Origin of the sequence: Flavobacterium johnsoniae, assembly GCF_001879205.1 — a bacterium.
Taxonomy (GTDB): Bacteria; Bacteroidota; Bacteroidia; order Flavobacteriales; family Flavobacteriaceae; genus Flavobacterium; species Flavobacterium johnsoniae_A.
The window spans coordinates 109,245-127,066 of the sequence record NZ_MLFK01000006.1 but is presented as its reverse complement, the minus strand read 5'-3'; the positions used below and the strand labels follow the sequence as shown (position 1 = coordinate 127,066).

The following is a 17,822-nucleotide window of genomic DNA, read 5'->3' as shown; positions in this document are numbered from 1 at the left end:
CGCACACAGATTTACTAGGTTAGTATGGTTTCTCAAATTACACGAGGCATAAAAATATCGGTTTTAACTAGTTTTGAAGGTACATACTTCAAGAACTACAAGATTCACTTTGCTTTTAGTTACGTAGTTACAATTGAAAATCACAGTAAAGATTCTGTTCAGTTAACTTCTCGTCACTGGGAAATTTTTGACTCTTTAAACGATTTAGATATTGTTGACGGCGAAGGCGTTATAGGAAAAAAACCAGTTCTAAAACCTGGTGAAAATCACACTTACAGCTCTGGTTGTTTATTATCATCTCCTTATGGTGCTATGAAAGGTCATTTTAATATGATCAATTTCACAACAACCAAAACATTCAAAGTTATTGTTCCTACTTTTAGAATGTGCGCTCCTTTTGCATTAAACTAATGCAGGGTTATTTCTATTACTTCTTCTTTTGTTAATGCATAAACTTTATCATTTTCTTCGGGAATCAGATAAAAATTACCTGTGAATTCTCCAAAAGAAGGAAAAATCAATTGCTGCGGTTTTCTAAAAAAACAGGATAAACTCAAAAACTGCCTGCCCAATCCTTTTAGTTTTATTCCGGGATGAATGTGTCCGCAAAAATTAAAAAAGTTTTCTCTTGTTGTGGGATGATGTGTAAGCAGAAAATCGTCGATTATTAATTCTTCGTAAATTTCGATATTTAGATCAGCGTAGTTTTTTTTTGAAATAATATCATGATTGCCCTCAACCAAAATAATCTGCTGAGAAACTGTTTTAGTCCAATCTGAAAAAAAGTTCCATTCGTTATTGATTTTACTGTGAAATAAATCTCCGAGAAAAATAATCGTCTCTGCATCGAATAAACCCAACACTTCATTTAATCTCGCAAAATTTTCAAGAACAGCTTTTTCAGGTATTGCCATTCCATGTTTTCTAAAATGCACAATTTTCCCTAAATGCAGATCAGAGATCAGGAGTATTTTCTTTTCCTCCCAAAAAGCAGCACCGGATTGATGTAAAACGAATTCGTGATTGTTTATCTTAATTTTCATGTTGTAATTATTTCATGTAGCTCGCCGTCATTTTTTTGATTCTTTCCTGTAATGTTTCGCTGGAAATTTTCTCTCTCAAGCGATCTGTAATTATTGGAAAACTAAACGGCGTAGGTTTTTTGCATTGTTTCCAGACAATCGTCTGGTTACTTATTCTTTCCATTGCCTCAATCAAACGCCCTTCTTCTAATTGATGTTCAAATGTTTCTATAAAAGCCTGCTGTAATAATAAATTATCCGGTTCATAATCTCTAAAAACCTCAAAAAGCAATTGCGAACCGCTTTGCAAATGTTTTGTTTTAACTGGTTTTCCGGGCATTCCGGTAAAAACCAAACCTGCTATAACAGCAATATCCCTAAATTTTCTACGCGCCATTTCGGTCGAATTTAAACTTTTCTGCAGATCGTGATGCACGTAAGCTGTCGTAAATAAATCATTATCAAAAACGGCCTCCATATCAATTTCCTGATCAGAAAGCAATTCAAATCCATAATCATTATAAGCGAGAGAAAAAGTAATTAGCGAAAGCAGACTAATACGATACGAAATTAAACTAGCCATTGCTTCATGCACATAACGCCCTTCAAAAGGATAAAAAATAGCATGAAAGCCTTCTCTGGTTTTAAAAGTTTCGATTAAAAATTCATCATTATTGGGCACGATACTTTCTTTTCGCTGTCTTTCAAAAATAGGTCTGAGCGCTTTTAATTCAGGAGACAAATGTTCTGTATTTGCAGCATACAATTCCTCCCGGAGCAATTCACTCATTTGTGCTGATAATGTCATTCTACCGCCCATCCAGCTTACCACACGCGCCGTTTTTTTAGGATCGGCTTTTCGCACTAAAACCTGCATGTTTTTTATCTGGAATAACTCGAGTCGCCTTCCGGCAAAAGTAAAAACATCGCCTCGTTGTAATTTTGAAGCAAACCATTCTTCGACAGTTCCAATAAATCCCCCGCCTAAAAATTTTACATTCAAAACTGCATCGCCCACAATAGTTCCCATTTGCATACGATGATGCATGGCAATAAAACGGCTGTTAATTTTAAAACGTCCGTCTTCTTCAATTTCTACTTTTTTAAATTCGTCATACGCCTGCAGACTCTGGCTTCCGTTTGTAATGAAATTTAAAATCCAGTTCCAGTTTTCTTTTGTTATATTTTGATAGCAAAATGTTGTCTTGACTTCTTCGTAAATTTCATCAGGAAAAAATCCGTCAGAAACGGCGAGCGTATTTAAGTATTGAACCAAAACATCCCAGCTGTTTAAATACGGCATTCGGTCTTCAACAACAGTTTTGGCGACTGCTTTTTTTAGTGCCGAAGCTTCGATCAATTCCATTGCGTGTGTAGCAAGAAAATAAATCACACTTTCTTTTCCGGGCTGGTGGCCGCTTCTTCCGGCTCTTTGCAAAAAACGCGCAACGCCTTTTGGTCCGCCCACCTGAATAATCGTTTCAACTGGTGCAAAATCCACGCCGAGATCCAAACTCGAAGTGCAAACCACGACTTTTAATTCTTCTTTTCTGATGGCATCTTCAACCCACAAACGAGTTTCTCTGCTGATGCTTCCGTGATGCATGGCCATTTCGCCCGCAAATTCCGGATATTTATCTAAAATGGCCTGAAACCAAATTTCGCATGCCGAACGCACATTGGTAAAAATCAAAGTAGTTTTACTTCTTCTGATGATTTTGGCAACCTCATCAATTAAATGCAAACCCATGTGTCCGCGCCACGGATAAGTTTCCATTTTCTCCGGAAGAATCGATTCAATTTTGATTTTTTTATTGATATGCGCTTTAATCAAAACCGAATTTTTGTATGCTTCTGTATTATGACCTAACAAAACTTCTTGTGCTAATTCGAGATTGCCAATTGTTGCTGAAATTCCCCAAATGCGCATTTTTGGTGTAATCGTTTTTAAACGCGAAAGCGCCAATTCCATTTGAACACCCCGTTTTGTACCTAACAATTCGTGCCATTCGTCAACTACAATCGCCCCGCAGTTGGCAAATGTTTTTTCGTATTGTTTAGACGCAAGCAGCAACTGTAAACTTTCTGGCGTTGTAATTAAAAGATCAGGCATTTTGTTTTTCTGCTTTGCTCTTTCGCTTTGAGTAGTATCTCCGGAACGAATCCCCACTGTTAACGGCAGATCTAAATCTGTAATAATTCGTTCTGCGGCTTGTTTTATTTCTACAGAAAGTGCTCGCAGAGGCGTAATCCAAATGGCTTTTAATCCGGCTTTGTGCTTGGTTTTATAATCGGGATTTTTTTTGATGTAATCAAGAACTACCGGAAACCACAAGGCATAAGTTTTTCCGCTTCCGGTTGGAGCGTTCAGTAAGCCATTTTTTCCCTGCAGAAAAGCAGTCCAGGTTTGAGTCTGGAACGGAAAAGATTTCCACCCCTGACTTTTAAACCAATTTTCGGCTAACACATATAATTCGTCCCTATTCATTTTTTTCAGGTTCAAAGTTGCAAAGGCTCAGAGGGACAAAGTTTAACTGTTTCCTAATTTTTCTTTGAAACTCTGTTACTTTGTCCCTTTGAACCTTTTATAAAATCATATTTTTTAAATCTTCAATAGAATTGGCTTCTTCTATTTTTTTGTCTTGACGCCATCTCAAAATTCTTGGAAAACGGGTTGCGATACCGCTTTTATGCCTTTTAGAAAGCGAAATTCCTTCGAAACCAATTTCAAAAACCAATTTTGGCGTTACACTTCTAACAGGGCCAAAACGTTCTAAAGTATTTTTCTTTATAAAATCGTCTACTTTTCTGAATTCGGCATCGGTTAAACCGGAATAGGCTTTTGCAAAAGTGACCAATTCTTTTTCTCCTTTTTCATTGTTCTGCCAAAGTGCAAAAGTATAATCGGTAAACAAATTCGAGCGTCGTCCGTGTCCGCGCATTGCGTATGTAAGAACGGCATCGATTACCAAAGGTTCAATTTTCCATTTCCACCAATCGCCTTTTTTTCTTCCCACCTGATAAGGTGACGCATTTCGTTTTAACATCAAACCTTCGCTTTTCATTTCGCGGGCGCGTTCTCTTTCTTTTGTTACATCTTCCCAGGAAGTTAAGGCCACTCTTTCTGAAAGTCGGAAAGAATTCGTTTGATGCCTGATTTCTTCATATAAATTCTCCAGTAAAATTCTTCTTTCTATATACGGAAGATTTCTAATATCCTGCCCTTCCCATTCTAAAATATCATAAGCTTTTAAAATCACGGGGACTTTTTCTAAGAGATTTGCTGATATGGTTTTGCGTCCAATTCGAGCCTGCAGATCATTAAAAGTTCCGATTTCATTTTCGGGAAAAGCCAAAATCTCTGCATCGATAACGGTTCCGTTGGGAATAATGCCCACGAAGGATTTAAACTCCGGATATTTATCGGTAACGAGCTCCTCACCTCTTGACCAGACGTAAATTTCATCATCGCGAATAATCGTCTGCGAGCGAATTCCGTCCCATTTATGTTCAATAGACCAGTCCTCGGGATTTCCTAAATCTTCAACATCACCTTCAATTGGATACGCGAGATAAAACGGATAAGGTTTTGATAAGTAATCTGAGCTTTTTTCATCCAGAATTAATTCCTGAAACGTGATCGTATTGGGATTCCAATTTCCCATTAATTTATAAGCCAATGCATCTTCATCAACATCTTCTGCTTTGGATAAGGCCCTTGTCATCAGTTTTTGGCTTACGCCGATTCTAAAACTTCCGGTAATTAATTTGGTAAAAACAAAACGCTCGTAATAATTTAAAGCAACCCAATTTTCATGCAGGTATTCTTTTTTCTCAGCATCTGTTTTCTTTTTTAAAGCGATGATTTCCTGAAGGAATTCGGTTAAACTTTTATCTGAATGTTCTTTTGTTGTTGGAATAATTAAGGCGATTGTTTCGGCCAAATCTCCCACTATATGATAACTTTCTTCAAAAAGCCATAATGGAATATTTGCCAGTTCATTTGCCCAAAGCCGAAGCAAAGTCGTATTAACAGGACGCGCCGGGCGACGATGCGAAAGAATCGCAATTGTCCACACTTTATCTTCCGGCGATGCATTTTTAAAATACGTCGTTAGTGCATCTACTTTTACATTCGTTTTATTTGAACTGTCAAGTGTTTTTATGAGTTGGGCGAAATTCTTCATCTATATTCATTTTAACCGCATAATTAATTTTAACACATAGAAGCATAGCTTCTCTTTGAGATTAAAGGCGTTTCACTTGTTTAAATAAACATAGCTATTTCAACCTTTTTCATTTTTATTGATTTTAAATCTATGTTTCTATGTGTTAATTACTTTTCAGAAATAATCGAAGTTTCATTTTGATCTGCTTCGGTTTCTTTTTCTTCTTTTTCCATTTCAGCACTTTCGCCTTCATATTGTGTTTTTTCTGTTCTGGCGTCGTAACCTAATTCTCTTAAATACTTGGCAAAAATATCGGTATAACCGTGCGTGCAGATTACTCTTTCGGCGCCTGTTGCTTTAACACTTTCTAATAAAGAATGCCAGTCGCAGTGGTCGCTTAAAACAAAACCTTTGTCTATGGCACGTCTGCGCCTTGCGCCTCTAAACGCCATCCAGCCGCTTGCAGAACCGGTAACAAAAGGCGTCATTTTTCTGATCCAGATGCTTCCGTGTGCGCTTGGCGGAGCGAGAACTATATTTCCTAAAAGTGCTTCTCTTTTTGTTTCTCTGGTAATTAATTCTGTTGGCGGAAAATAAACCATTGGCCGTAAAACATTCGTCATATTTTCGATTGCACCGTGTGTATATATTTTTCCAATATCAGTATCTAAATATTTTAAAAGTCTTTGTGCTTTCCCTAAAGAATATCCAAACAGAATTGAAGTTCTTCCCTCCGCCCTGTTCTCTGCCCACCAATTATTGATTTCAGAAATAACTTCAGCTTGCGGTGTCCAGTTAAAAGCGGGTAAACCAAAAGTGCATTCGGTTATAAAAGTGTCACATTTTACTACTTCATAGGGAGTTGAAATTCCGTCATCTTCGGTTTTATAATCTCCGGTAAAAACCCAGACTTCGCCTTTATGTTCTACGCGAATCTGCGAGCTCCCAATAATATGTCCGGCAGGATGAAGTGAAAATTTTACATTATTTATCACAAAGGTTTCCCCCCATTCTTTTCCGGTAACATTTATTTCTCCCAGCCGATGTTTAATAATCGGCACATTCATATTATGTGTAATGTAATTTTGATGTCCCCAGCGAGAATGATCGGCGTGTCCGTGAGTAATAATTGCATTTTTCACAGGGCGCCACGGATCCAGATAAACGTCTGCCTGCTGGCAATAAATACCTTTGTCATTAAAAGCTAAAAGGGGAATTTTCATAGTAGTACATTTAAAAACGTTCTTTTCAGAAGTATCTCAAATTTAAAGCTTTATACTAATCCATGTTTTACAACTTCATCTGATTAGTTTATTAAATTACAACTTTTTAATATTGTATTGTGATATAATCAAATTATCATTTGTACTTTTGTAGAAAATTAAACAATTCGTAAATTTTAAAACAATTTATCCCATGTTAAAAGGATTCTTTCATGTACCAAAAGCGGTAAACGAGCCTGTAAAAAGCTACGCGCCGAACTCACCAGAAAAAGCAGCTGTTCAAGCAGCGTATACCACATTGTGGAATTCTCAAATTGACGTTCCTTTGTATATTGGAAGCGAAGAAATCAGAACTGGAAATACAAAAACAATATCAGCACCACACGATCACAAACACATCGTTGGTAAATATCATTTAGCTGAAAAACAACATATTGAAAAAGCAATTGCAAATGCTCTTGAAGCAAGAAAAGCATGGGCAGATATGGCATGGGAACAACGTGCTGCTATTTTCTTAAAAGCTGCTGAATTAATCGCAGGACCATACAGAGCTCGTATTAACGCTGCTACCATGATTGGTCAGTCTAAAAATATTCATCAGGCAGAAATTGATGCTTCTTGCGAATTAATCGACTTTTTACGTTACAATGTTGAGTTTATGACTCAAATCTACAACGATCAGCCAAAATCAGATTCTACTGTTTGGAATCGTGTAGAATACAGACCTCTTGAAGGTTTTATTTACGCTATTACTCCTTTTAACTTTACCGCTATCGCTGCAAATCTTCCTGCAAGTGCTGCTATGATGGGTAATGTTGTGGTTTGGAAACCTAGTGACAGCCAGGTATTTTCTGCAAAAATCATTATCGATGTTTTCAAAGAAGCTGGAGTTCCTGATGGCGTTATCAACGTAGTTTTTGGTGATGCTTTAATGATTACCGATACAGTTTTAGCAAGTCGTGATTTTGCAGGAGTTCACTTTACAGGTTCAACTCACGTATTTAAAGATATCTGGGCTAAAATTGGAGCAAACATTCACCATTATAAAACGTATCCAAGAATCGTTGGTGAAACAGGTGGTAAAGATTTTATCATTGCACATCCAAGCGCAAACGTGAAACAGGTTACTACAGGTATTACTCGTGGTGCTTTTGAATTCCAAGGTCAAAAATGTTCTGCTGCATCAAGAGCTTATATTCCGCAAAGTTTATGGCCTGCTGTGAAAGAACAATTAATTGCTGACGTAAAATCTATGAAAATGGGTTCTCCGGAAGATTTCGGAAACTTCATTACAGCAGTTATCCATGAAGGCTCTTTTGATAAATTAGCAAGCTACATCGATCAGGCTAAAAAAGATGCTGATGCGGAAATTATCGTGGGCGGAAATTACGATAAATCTGTTGGATATTTTATTGAGCCAACGGTTATTGTAACTACAAATCCAAAATATACTACAATGGAAACCGAATTATTCGGACCTGTTATTACGATTTATGTTTATGAAAATGCAAAATGGGAAGAGACTTTAGAATTAGTTGATACTACTTCTGAATATGCTTTAACCGGAGCAGTTTTCAGCCAGGATCGTTATGCTATTGAAGTTGCTACAACTAAATTGCAAAATGCTGCCGGTAACTTCTATATTAATGACAAACCAACCGGAGCAGTTGTTGGAATGCAGCCATTTGGAGGCGCAAGAGCTTCTGGAACGAACGATAAAGCAGGTTCTGCATTGAATTTATTGCGTTGGGCTTCTCCAAGAACAATCAAAGAAACTTTTGTAACTCCAGAAGATTACAGATATCCTTTCTTAGGTTAATCCTTATTTCAATATCAGATTTCAATCTTTGAAATCTGTCAACATAAACAAAGCCGAATCTTATATAAAAGATTCGGCTTTTTATTTATTAATTAATTCTGATAAAAACAATCAGGTAATTAAAAGCTTTTGTAGTCTATTTTATGTTTTGTAATATTTTTCTTATTATATTAAAAGTCAATGTCTTATGTAATAAAAAACCTTATTTTGTTAGTTTTTAAACTTTTTGGTCCTCTGAAAGAAAAAGCATCCGTCTAAATTTGCTTTACTAAAAATTTAAAAAAACTACCTAAAAAAAATATTCGACTTATGAGAAATTTAAACAATGTTCCAAAAGTAATTTCGGAAGCAAAAAGTATCGGTCATCCTATTAATTATAAATGGACAAAAAAGAAAATAAATCATTTTTTAGATCCGATAGAAGGAAACGAAGAGTTAGAAAAAACCTTAATGCTAATTAATCATAAAGGCTGCGTAGGACTTACTGCAGCACTTTTAGAATGGATTTACTGGCGCTTTACAGGATATACTCACGCAGCCAATGATATTCAAAAACGAATTGAGGCTCTTTGGTGCTCAATAAATAATCGTGAGCAGACAAATCCCTTGTTATTTGATACTAATTTTGATATGCCAGCCTCAGGTTCTGTAAACGGAGCATTATGGATTGCACTAATGAATGTACGAATGATCGATGTGAGATACAGAAAAGGATCGTACTTTTTACAAAATGAACTTGTTGGTTTGATTTTACTAGCAAACCATATAACACCTAAAAAGAAAAAATTTGAGGACTGGTTCAACCAGATCATTACTGAATTAGTACGTTCCTATCCTTCTACTTACAGAAATGCAGATTTAGACGAAACAGATGAAGCCGTATACGATTCTTCTAATGAACCTGTAATCTGTCGTGAATTTTTCTTTGATGCTGAATTCAAACACAGCGTTCAGGCATCAGAAAATGCACTTCATAATTTTATTGATAATCTTGATCTCAAGGCAAATCCTTTTTTAGATTTTTCTAGAAAAGCATCTTAATAATTCTTAGTTCAAAAAAATACCCCGAAAAGATTTTTTTCGGGGTATTTTATTTTTAAGCTTTAAACTTCAAAGGAAGATGAACAACTTTTTTAGTTTCAAAAAACTCGTCATCAAATATTTCGGCTAAATCATATAAAGTCGCATTTGGAAAATCTTTCAACTCTTCTGCTAAATCACCTCCTTTTAAATATAGAATTCCATTTTTTAGAGTATGCTTATGCTGCTTTTTAATTTTATCTTTTATCCATGAAACAAAATCAGGCATATTGGTTACGGCACGGCTTACAATAAAATCGAAATCTCCTTTTACTAATTCAGCACGTTTTTGTTCTGCTTTCACATTTTTTAATTCTAAAGCATCCACCACTCCCTGAACCACTTTTATTTTTTTAGCAATTACATCAATTAAATAAAATCGGGTTTCCGGAAAAAGAATCGCTAACGGAATTCCCGGAAAACCGCCTCCCGTTCCAACATCCAAAACTGTTGCTCCCGGCTCAAATTTCATGATTTTGGCAATTCCTAACGAGTGCAAAATATGTTTTGTATATAATGAATCAATGTCTTTACGCGAAATCACATTGATTTTTTCATTCCAATCGTGGTATAAAAAGTCTAATTTTTGAAATTGTTCGATTTGAAGATCGGTCAAATCAGGAAAATATTTCAATATCTCATCCATTGCTGTAAATTTTTAACAAAAGTACTACTTTACGATTGAAATATTTAACTCAATTTTGCAAATTGAGAATTTATAATAATTACCTTTGAAAACTATTTAAAACAATTATGAATAACACTGCTCCAACTTTTGCAAGGCAAGACAATCTGAAGTTTTTCAGAACACTTAACTCTCGGGTAAACAATTACTTTAAAGAGAATAATATTCAGAAAACCGGAAACTGGAAATTACACTTAAAAGCCGTTATTCTATTCGCAGTTTTTTTAACTCCGTATTTTTTAATCCTTACACTTAACATGCCTTTCTGGGTTATGCTGCTTTTATCAATTGTAATTGGTATTGGTATGGCGGGCGTTGGAATGAATGTTATGCACGATGGTAATCATGGTTCCTATTCAACCAAAAGCTGGATTAATAAATTTATGGGAGGAACAATTTATGTTCTTGCCGGAAATGTTTACAACTGGCAGGTACAGCATAATGTGCTGCATCATACTTATACAAATATTCCTGGTCACGACGAAGATCTGGATGCGGGAAGAATTATTCGTTTTACCAAACATGCTGAATGGCATAGTTTTCACCGTTTTCAGCATTACTATTCTGTTTTCTTATATGGTTTATTGACTTTTAATTGGGCCATTACTACCGATTTTAAACAGATGAGAAATTATCTGAAAAGAAAACTGTCTTACGGAGAACCAAAAAGCCCAAAAATTCTTTGGACAACTTTAATTATCACTAAACTTATTTATATTTCAATCTGGATTGTTTTACCAATGGTTATTGGAATTACATGGTGGAAAGTGCTAATTGGCTTTTTTGTAATGCATTATACTGCAGGATTAATCTTGAGTGTTGTATTTCAGCTAGCACACGTTGTAGATCATACAACAAATCCATCTCCAAATGAGTTAGGAGAAATGGACAACACCTGGGCAGTTCACCAATTGTATACCACAACTAACTTTGCTCCAAAAAATGCAATTGTAAATTGGTACACAGGCGGACTAAATCATCAAATTGAGCATCATATTTTCCCTAATATTAGTCACATTCACTACGGTAAAATTGCGAAAATCGTGAAGGAAACGGCAAAAGAATGTAATTTACCATATTACGAATACAAAACAATGCGAAGTGCTATCGCAGCTCACTTCAAGCATTTGCGTGACTTGGGAATGAAACCTGAATTATCTGTTTAAACTAAAAAAAATCTATTAATAATAACCTTCCTTAATTTAAAGTGCAATTAAGGACATTCAAAATTTTTATAATGAACCATATTCTTTCAGACAGAATCAACAACTTAGCAACATCACAAACCTTAGCAATGGCTGCTTTAGCACGTGAATTGAAAGCACAAGGAAAAGACATTATCAGTTTAAGTTTAGGTGAACCAGATTTCAATACACCAGACTTTATTAAAGAAGCTGCAAAGAAAGCAATCGACGAAAATTACAGTACGTATTCTCCGGTAGACGGTTATCAGGAATTGAAAGAGGCAATTTGCAGAAAATTCAAAAGAGATAACGGATTAGAGTACAAACCATCTCAAATCGTAGTTTCTACAGGAGCTAAACAATCTTTATATAACATTGCACAAGTAATGCTAAACGATGGTGACGAGGTAATTTTACCAGCACCATATTGGGTTTCTTATTTCGAAATCGTAAAACTTTCCGGCGGAGTTCCTGTTGAAGTTCCAACATCTGTAGAAACTGATTTCAAAATTACACCAGAACAATTAGAAGCAGCAATTACACCAAAAACAAAAATGATGTGGTTCTCTTCTCCTTGTAATCCTTCAGGATCTGTTTACAGCAGAGAAGAATTAACTGCTCTTGCAAAAGTTTTAGAAAAACACCCAAATATTTACGTAGTTGCCGATGAGATCTATGAGCACATCAATTTCTCAGGAACTTTCTGCAGTATCGGTTCAATTCCGGGAATGTTAGAAAAAACAATTACAGTAAATGGAGTTGCAAAAGCATTTGCGATGACAGGATACAGAATTGGTTACATCGGAGCTCCTGAATTTATTGCAAAAGCATGTACAAAAATTCAAGGACAAGTAACATCTGGAGCAAACTCTGTAGCACAGCGCGCTACAATTACTGCTGTAGATGCTGATCCAAGCGTATTAAACGAAATGGTTCAGGCTTTTCACGGTCGTAGAGATTTAGTTGTGGGATTATTAAAAGAAATTCCAGGAGTAAAAATTAACGTTCCGGAAGGGGCTTTCTACGTTTTCCCAGACGTTTCTTCTTTCTTCGGAAAAACTTTAAAAGGAACAGAAATCAAAGATGCCAACGATGTTTCGATGTATCTTTTGGCAGAGGCTAATGTTGCAACAGTAACAGGAGACGCTTTCGGAAATCCAAATTGCATTCGTTTCTCTTACGCAACAAGCAATGATATTTTAAAAGAAGCATTACGCAGAATTAAAGAAGCTTTGACTGTTTAATCAGGATTCATATTATACAAATGAGGCCTCAGGAAATTCCTGAGGCTTTTTTTATGCTATACGCAACTTTAAATTAATTACATTTTTTATAATTCAGAAGTTAATGTAAAATGATATGTTTGCAACTTCAGTTAACAAAACCACCAACGAAATGAAAAAAAAATTACTCCTGGTTCTAACATTTATACTATTTTCTAAAGAAATTAACGCTCAAAAAAGTCCAAACATAATGCTTTCCGTTTTTTACAAAGGGGAAAGTGAAAAAATTAATAACGAAAATTCTTCGGCTATATATGATGCTATTTATGGTATGTTTGAAAACTACAATACCATTTCAGAAGAAGTAAGTCTTAAAAAATATGATGAAAAAGAAGTTTTCTTCAAAAGCAATCTTTCCAATGAAAAATTAATTTCCTGTATTGATTCGCTTTCAAAAAATTCAAAATTGAGCTTAATCACGCAATTTAATAAACAACAACTTGTACTTGAATCATATTTTCCAAGCTTCTTTCAAAAAAATAATGATCTCGATTTTGTCAAAATAAAATTAAAATCTTTTGATGCAATTAATGAAAACAAAAAGAAAATAGCTATTGACAGCATGCATACTACAAGCGAGAATAGTGGTACGCTTTTAGACAAAGATTTAACCTATCATACCATCAAATTTCAGGATAACATTAATACTTCTTCAAAAAAAGCAACAGGATTTGCAACATATAATGTAAAAATCTTAACAGATTATGCTATTCAAAAATTAAATAAATCAAATTTAATTACTACGTTTTCGATAAATAAAAAGGAAATAAAAATAGTAGAAATCTATAACAAGATTTTTGTATTTGATGTTTTAAACGAAAGCAATGAATTCAATAAAAAAGCTGAAAATTTTAATTATTGGGCACTTGACATCAATAATAAAAATGAAAGAAAATTAGGCTCAAACATGTCTTATCTTATCTACAAAGACCTTTACAACATTTTTAAATTAAATAGAAAAATCACTAAAGAAGAGTTGAAAAAACTTTTGCCAGTAGAGAAATTACAAAAAATGAAAGAAAATGGATTTTATAATGTAATCGAACACGATTTTGCATTTGACAACAATATCTTATTCTATTCGAAAATATATGGTATTTCAAAAGATATTAAAGTAAAAATATAAATAAGTTTTCAAAATTCCCATTCTACAATATTGTAAAACCTCACTAAAATCCTGTAAAACAGACGCTTTATATTTCCCCAACTTTGTAATGTATTAATTTAAAAACTATTAGTCATGATACATACAGATGAAACCACAAAAGAAACAGTTAAAACTTTAGAAGGATTAATTTCAATTCTTGAAGACGGAAAACTAGGATATACAAACGCTGCTGAGCACGTAGAAAATGCGGCTATGAAGACAGATTTTCTCGAATATGCACGTGAAAGAGCTTTATTTATTGTAGAACTACAAGACGAAATCAACAAACTTGGAAAATCAACAGATACATCTGGCGGTGGACCATTAGGAGCTTTACACCGTACATGGATTGATATTAAATCTTCATTTACAGGGGGAGATACAGAAGCAATTATTAACGCCTGTGTGACCGGAGAAGAAGCAGCCATTGAAAAATACAAATCTGCTCTGGAAGACAACAATTTAGAATACAGCCAGGCTTCAGTTGTTTCAAAACAATTAAACAGTATTCAAAATACGTTATCCCAAATTAAAATGAAAGCGAATTAATCGATCGATCGATTCATGCTTTTTTTTGAAAACTGCTCGGTCTTCGGATCGGGCGGTTTTTTTGTTTATTAAAAATGAAAAATAAATATTATTTTCGTCGCAAACAATTCTAATATTATGACATTAATTTTACGCAGCATTTTTATTTTTACTGTTCTTATAATCTTATTTCCTAATTCAATAAAAGCGCAAACAGAAGGTAATTTCATTAAAGCATCTATCGGTTTTGGATCAAGTACATCAAATTATGAAGAAGAAAATCCAGAAATCATAGATGGTTTTGGTTTTTATACCCAAGGAGAATATGTAATTGGAATAAAAAAATGGTTTAGCGTAAGACCATATGCCGGAGTTATTTTTACCTCAACTAGCGAAGATAAAATTAAAAATCCGCAAGGTTATAAAGTAGAAACGAATGCTTTCTTTCTAGGCGGAAAAGCACGCCTTTGTGCTCCCATCCCTTGGGTAGCTCCTTTTGTAGAGGCTGGTATTGGTGCATCTTTAGGTTCTTTTACAACCTATACAGAAGTTATTAATATAAAAAAAACCGGCGCCCAACTCCACATTCCTATAGGTTTTGGACTTGCAGTGGGACGCAAAAATAATATAGAAATTGGAGTTTCATTCTACGCACAACCCTCTGCTGAACAATCCTTCGGAGGATTTACTGCAGGATATTCTTTTCCTCTTGATTAAAATCTGATTTATCATCATTCCATATTAAGTTAACAATTTTAAAAAAATCCCTTCATCATTAGCAAACTCGAAATATTTATAAGAACTTTGCAAACTTTTTTCCGTGAATACCACAAAAGCCTAAAGTTCTAAAAATGAAGAAGAAAATTGAAATATTAGCTCCTGCTAAAGATTTAATTGGAGGAATGGCCGCTATAAACAGCGGCGCCGATGCAGTTTATATTGGTGCACCGCAGTTTGGTGCGCGTTCTAACGCCAACAATTCTATCGAAGATGTTGCTGCTTTGGTACAATATGCACATTTATTTAATGCTCAGGTTTTTGTTGTTATGAATACCATTCTGTACGATAACGAACTGGAAACGTGTCGCGCAATGATATGGGAATTATATGATATTGGTGTAGATGCTTTGATTATTCAGGATATGGCGATTATGGAAATGGACTTGCCTCCTATCGTACTTCACGCCAGTACACAAGCCAATAATCGTGATGCCGATAAAATTAAATTCCTTAAAGATGCCGGAATCAAACGTGTGGTTTTAGCCCGCGAATTAAACCTGCATCAAATTAAAACAATTTACGATCATGCTGATGTTGAATTAGAATTTTTCGTAACCGGAGCTTTATGTGTTTCGTTCAGCGGAAACTGTTATATGAGTGTGGCAAACGGAGAACGCAGCGCCAACCGTGGTTCCTGCGCTCAAAACTGTCGTTTACCATACAACTTAATCGACGGAAACGGAGAAACTTTAATCAGAAACAGCCACTTACTTTCGATAAAAGATTTAGATATTTCAGATCAAATTCCGAATTTGATTGAAGCCGGAATTGTTTCTTTTAAAATTGAAGGTCGTCTAAAAGATGTGGTTTACGTAAAAAATAACGTCTCTTACTTACGTCAAAAACTAGATAGTTATTTAGAAGGAGCAGGAAGCGAAAAATACATGAAAGCTTCTTCCGGAACTTGTACCTATACTTTCGATTCTTCTTTAAGCAGAACTTTCAACCGCGGTTATACTGATTATTTTGTAAACGAAAGACACAGCTCGATTGGTTCTTGGGAAAGCCCAAAATCAAAAGGACAATATATTGGTAAATTAATTAGAACCGTTGGAAACGCTTACGAAATAGAAAACGGCGAATTGCTAAACAACGGCGACGGACTTTGTTTCATCAATGAAAATAATGAAGCTGACGGAATCTACGTAAACAAAGCCGAAAACGGAAAAATCTATCCAAACGTTTTAAAAGAAGTAAAGGACGGAACTTTTATCTATAGAAATAATGACGCCGCTTTTATCAAAATTGTAGAAAGAGAAGACAGTGCCGTTCGTAAATTAAGCACCTCTTTATTACTTACTGAAACTGAAACTGGTTTTGAATTGATCGCAACCGATGAAGACGGAAATGTAAGCACTGTTACTTTAGATCACCCAAAAGAACAGACAAAAACTGGCGAATCAATCGAAGAAAATATCAAAACCCAATTGGCAAAAACAGGTTTTACGCCTTATACTGCTGATGAAATCAACATTATGTTTTCTCAAAACTGGTTCCTTCCTATTTCAAAAATCAACGAAATGCGAAGAACCGTTTATGATCAGTTAACCGAAATTCGTTTAGCAAACTACAAACGCGAAGAACACCAATTGGTAAAAACGTCACATCCTTATCCAGAAACCAAACTGGATTTCATGTACAACGTTTCAAACAAAACCGCTCGTAAATTTTACGAACGTCACGGTGTTACCGAAATCGAAAAAGCATTCGAATTACAATGGGACCCAGGAAAATCTCGTGTAATGACAACCAAATATTGCATCAAATACGAATTAAAAAAATGTCCTATACACCAAAAAGATATTGTTGGTGTCAAGGTAAAAGAACCATTAGTACTAAAACAAGGCGAATTGGAGTATAAACTAAAATTCAACTGCAAGCCCTGCGAAATGGAAATCTGGGAAAAAGATGCCGAATTTGAAATCGAGGAAGATCATTTTCATTAAAAACATAAAAAGCGATACTCACAAAGTATCGCTTTTTTTATTTACCTATTTATTTCTTCTTAGTAGTTTTTGTCTTTGATTCTGACTTTTCTGGCGGTGTAATCTTTATTTTTGTTGCCTTTAATGCCGATTTTGATTCTGCTTTTTTCTCTCGTTTTGCATTATACAAATTCACAACCTTTTCAATATCATCATACTTATATTCTTTCTCTTCAATTTTTTTAGCAATTTCCGGATTGTCACTAAAATAATACACTCCATATTCCTTAAAAAAAGCGTTATATCCCGCAGAAAGAGCATTTGAACTCATGGAAACTAATACCGGAAAATCTTCATTGCTTCTTTTCAAATAATGATTCACCTCTTTAGAGACAACCTGCATTTTATTCACCTTAACTTTTTCTTTCGTTTTTTCATCCTCAACCTTAACCTCTTTTATTCCGTATTCTTCACCTCCTAAAAATAAAGAAGCCTTCCCTGTCATTATTTTACAAATCCATCTTTCATCAATAACTTTAAATTCTGTACCCTTTTTTTTATAGACTTTTGTTTTTGTCCATATAAAAGTATAAGACAGTTTTTTATTGCTGTCAAAAATCTGAATTGAATCTACATCACTGCTGGCAAACTTTTCATTTTCCTCACCAACCTTAATTTTTACTTTTTTATCTTCAAAGCTTGGAAATTTAACTATTCCGTTAATTTTTTGCTTGTCTTTCTTGAAAATAATCGCATCAGCTTTTTGTTCTCCCATTCCAAAATTAAATGTAATTCCTGCCGACTGAGCATTTATAAACGAGGTAATGAACAAAACGTTCACTATCAAAAAAAATTTTACTTTCATTATTTGGGGTTTTATTTGTAAGCCGGCAAATATATAAATATAGAATCGCTTTAACAGGATTTTTAAAACAATCATTAATGAAGTTATATAAAAATTATCAACAAATATTCTC

The 17,822-nt window shown here is 34.7% G+C and carries 15 protein-coding genes; 9 read left to right on the top strand and 6 right to left on the bottom strand.

Features of this window, described 5'->3' with window-relative positions:
- Window positions 1-24 precede the first annotated feature (24 nt).
- Window positions 25-411 (top strand): Co2+/Mg2+ efflux protein ApaG, encoded by a 387-nt coding sequence (apaG, locus tag BKM63_RS09800; protein WP_012023834.1) that lies wholly within the window; start codon window positions 25-27, stop codon window positions 409-411.
- On the opposite strand, the gene pdeM is transcribed toward apaG, so the two are convergent.
- The 4 genes from pdeM to BKM63_RS09780 form a co-directional block, all read right to left on the bottom strand.
- Window positions 408-1,043 (bottom strand): ligase-associated DNA damage response endonuclease PdeM, encoded by a 636-nt coding sequence (pdeM, locus tag BKM63_RS09795; protein WP_071636433.1) that lies wholly within the window; start codon window positions 1,041-1,043, stop codon window positions 408-410. The genes apaG and pdeM overlap by 4 nt on opposite strands.
- A gap of 7 nt (window positions 1,044-1,050) precedes the next feature.
- Window positions 1,051-3,510 (bottom strand): ligase-associated DNA damage response DEXH box helicase, encoded by a 2,460-nt coding sequence (locus BKM63_RS09790; RefSeq protein WP_071636432.1) that lies wholly within the window; start codon window positions 3,508-3,510, stop codon window positions 1,051-1,053.
- A 97-nt stretch (window positions 3,511-3,607) separates the two neighbouring features.
- The gene (locus BKM63_RS09785; RefSeq protein ID WP_071636431.1) at window positions 3,608-5,209 is read right to left on the bottom strand and encodes an ATP-dependent DNA ligase; all 1,602 of its coding nucleotides are present in this window, start codon (window positions 5,207-5,209) and stop codon (window positions 3,608-3,610) included.
- Window positions 5,210-5,358: 149 nt separating this feature from the next.
- Window positions 5,359-6,414, bottom strand: coding sequence for a ligase-associated DNA damage response exonuclease (locus BKM63_RS09780; RefSeq protein WP_071636430.1), 1,056 nt, complete (start codon window positions 6,412-6,414; stop codon window positions 5,359-5,361).
- 193 nt (window positions 6,415-6,607) lie between these two features.
- Between BKM63_RS09780 and pruA the strand changes: the two genes are divergently transcribed.
- Together pruA and BKM63_RS09770 are read left to right on the top strand one after the other, a co-directional pair.
- Entirely contained in the window at window positions 6,608-8,233 is a 1,626-nt protein-coding gene (pruA, locus tag BKM63_RS09775) for an L-glutamate gamma-semialdehyde dehydrogenase (protein WP_071636429.1), read from the top strand.
- Window positions 8,234-8,542: 309 nt separating this feature from the next.
- Window positions 8,543-9,274, top strand: coding sequence for a hypothetical protein (locus BKM63_RS09770; RefSeq protein ID WP_071636428.1), 732 nt, complete (start codon window positions 8,543-8,545; stop codon window positions 9,272-9,274).
- 55 nt (window positions 9,275-9,329) lie between these two features.
- Here the strand turns inward: BKM63_RS09770 and rsmG are convergent, their stop codons facing one another.
- Window positions 9,330-9,959, bottom strand: a complete 630-nt coding sequence (gene rsmG / locus BKM63_RS09765; protein ID WP_071636427.1) for a 16S rRNA (guanine(527)-N(7))-methyltransferase RsmG — start codon at window positions 9,957-9,959, stop codon at window positions 9,330-9,332.
- Between the two features lie 107 nt (window positions 9,960-10,066).
- Here rsmG and BKM63_RS09760 point away from each other — a divergent pair, with 107 nt between their 5' ends.
- From BKM63_RS09760 to BKM63_RS09735, 6 genes are all read left to right on the top strand, one after another.
- Window positions 10,067-11,164 (top strand): fatty acid desaturase family protein, encoded by a 1,098-nt coding sequence (locus tag BKM63_RS09760; RefSeq protein ID WP_071636426.1) that lies wholly within the window; start codon window positions 10,067-10,069, stop codon window positions 11,162-11,164.
- A 71-nt stretch (window positions 11,165-11,235) separates the two neighbouring features.
- Entirely contained in the window at window positions 11,236-12,426 is a 1,191-nt protein-coding gene (locus BKM63_RS09755) for a pyridoxal phosphate-dependent aminotransferase (RefSeq protein WP_071636425.1), read from the top strand.
- A gap of 151 nt (window positions 12,427-12,577) precedes the next feature.
- Window positions 12,578-13,591, top strand: coding sequence for a hypothetical protein (locus BKM63_RS09750; RefSeq protein WP_123907062.1), 1,014 nt, complete (start codon window positions 12,578-12,580; stop codon window positions 13,589-13,591).
- A gap of 114 nt (window positions 13,592-13,705) precedes the next feature.
- Entirely contained in the window at window positions 13,706-14,161 is a 456-nt protein-coding gene (locus tag BKM63_RS09745; protein WP_071636423.1) for a ferritin-like domain-containing protein, read from the top strand.
- 117 nt (window positions 14,162-14,278) lie between these two features.
- Entirely contained in the window at window positions 14,279-14,857 is a 579-nt protein-coding gene (locus BKM63_RS09740; RefSeq protein ID WP_083572207.1) for an autotransporter outer membrane beta-barrel domain-containing protein, read from the top strand.
- A 134-nt stretch (window positions 14,858-14,991) separates the two neighbouring features.
- Window positions 14,992-16,866 (top strand): peptidase U32 family protein, encoded by a 1,875-nt coding sequence (locus tag BKM63_RS09735; protein WP_071636422.1) that lies wholly within the window; start codon window positions 14,992-14,994, stop codon window positions 16,864-16,866.
- 49 nt (window positions 16,867-16,915) lie between these two features.
- On the opposite strand, the gene BKM63_RS09730 is transcribed toward BKM63_RS09735, so the two are convergent.
- Window positions 16,916-17,710: a hypothetical protein gene (locus BKM63_RS09730; RefSeq protein WP_071636421.1), complete on the bottom strand. Its 795-nt coding sequence runs from the start codon at window positions 17,708-17,710 to the stop codon at window positions 16,916-16,918.
- Between the last annotated feature and the right edge of the window lie 112 nt (window positions 17,711-17,822).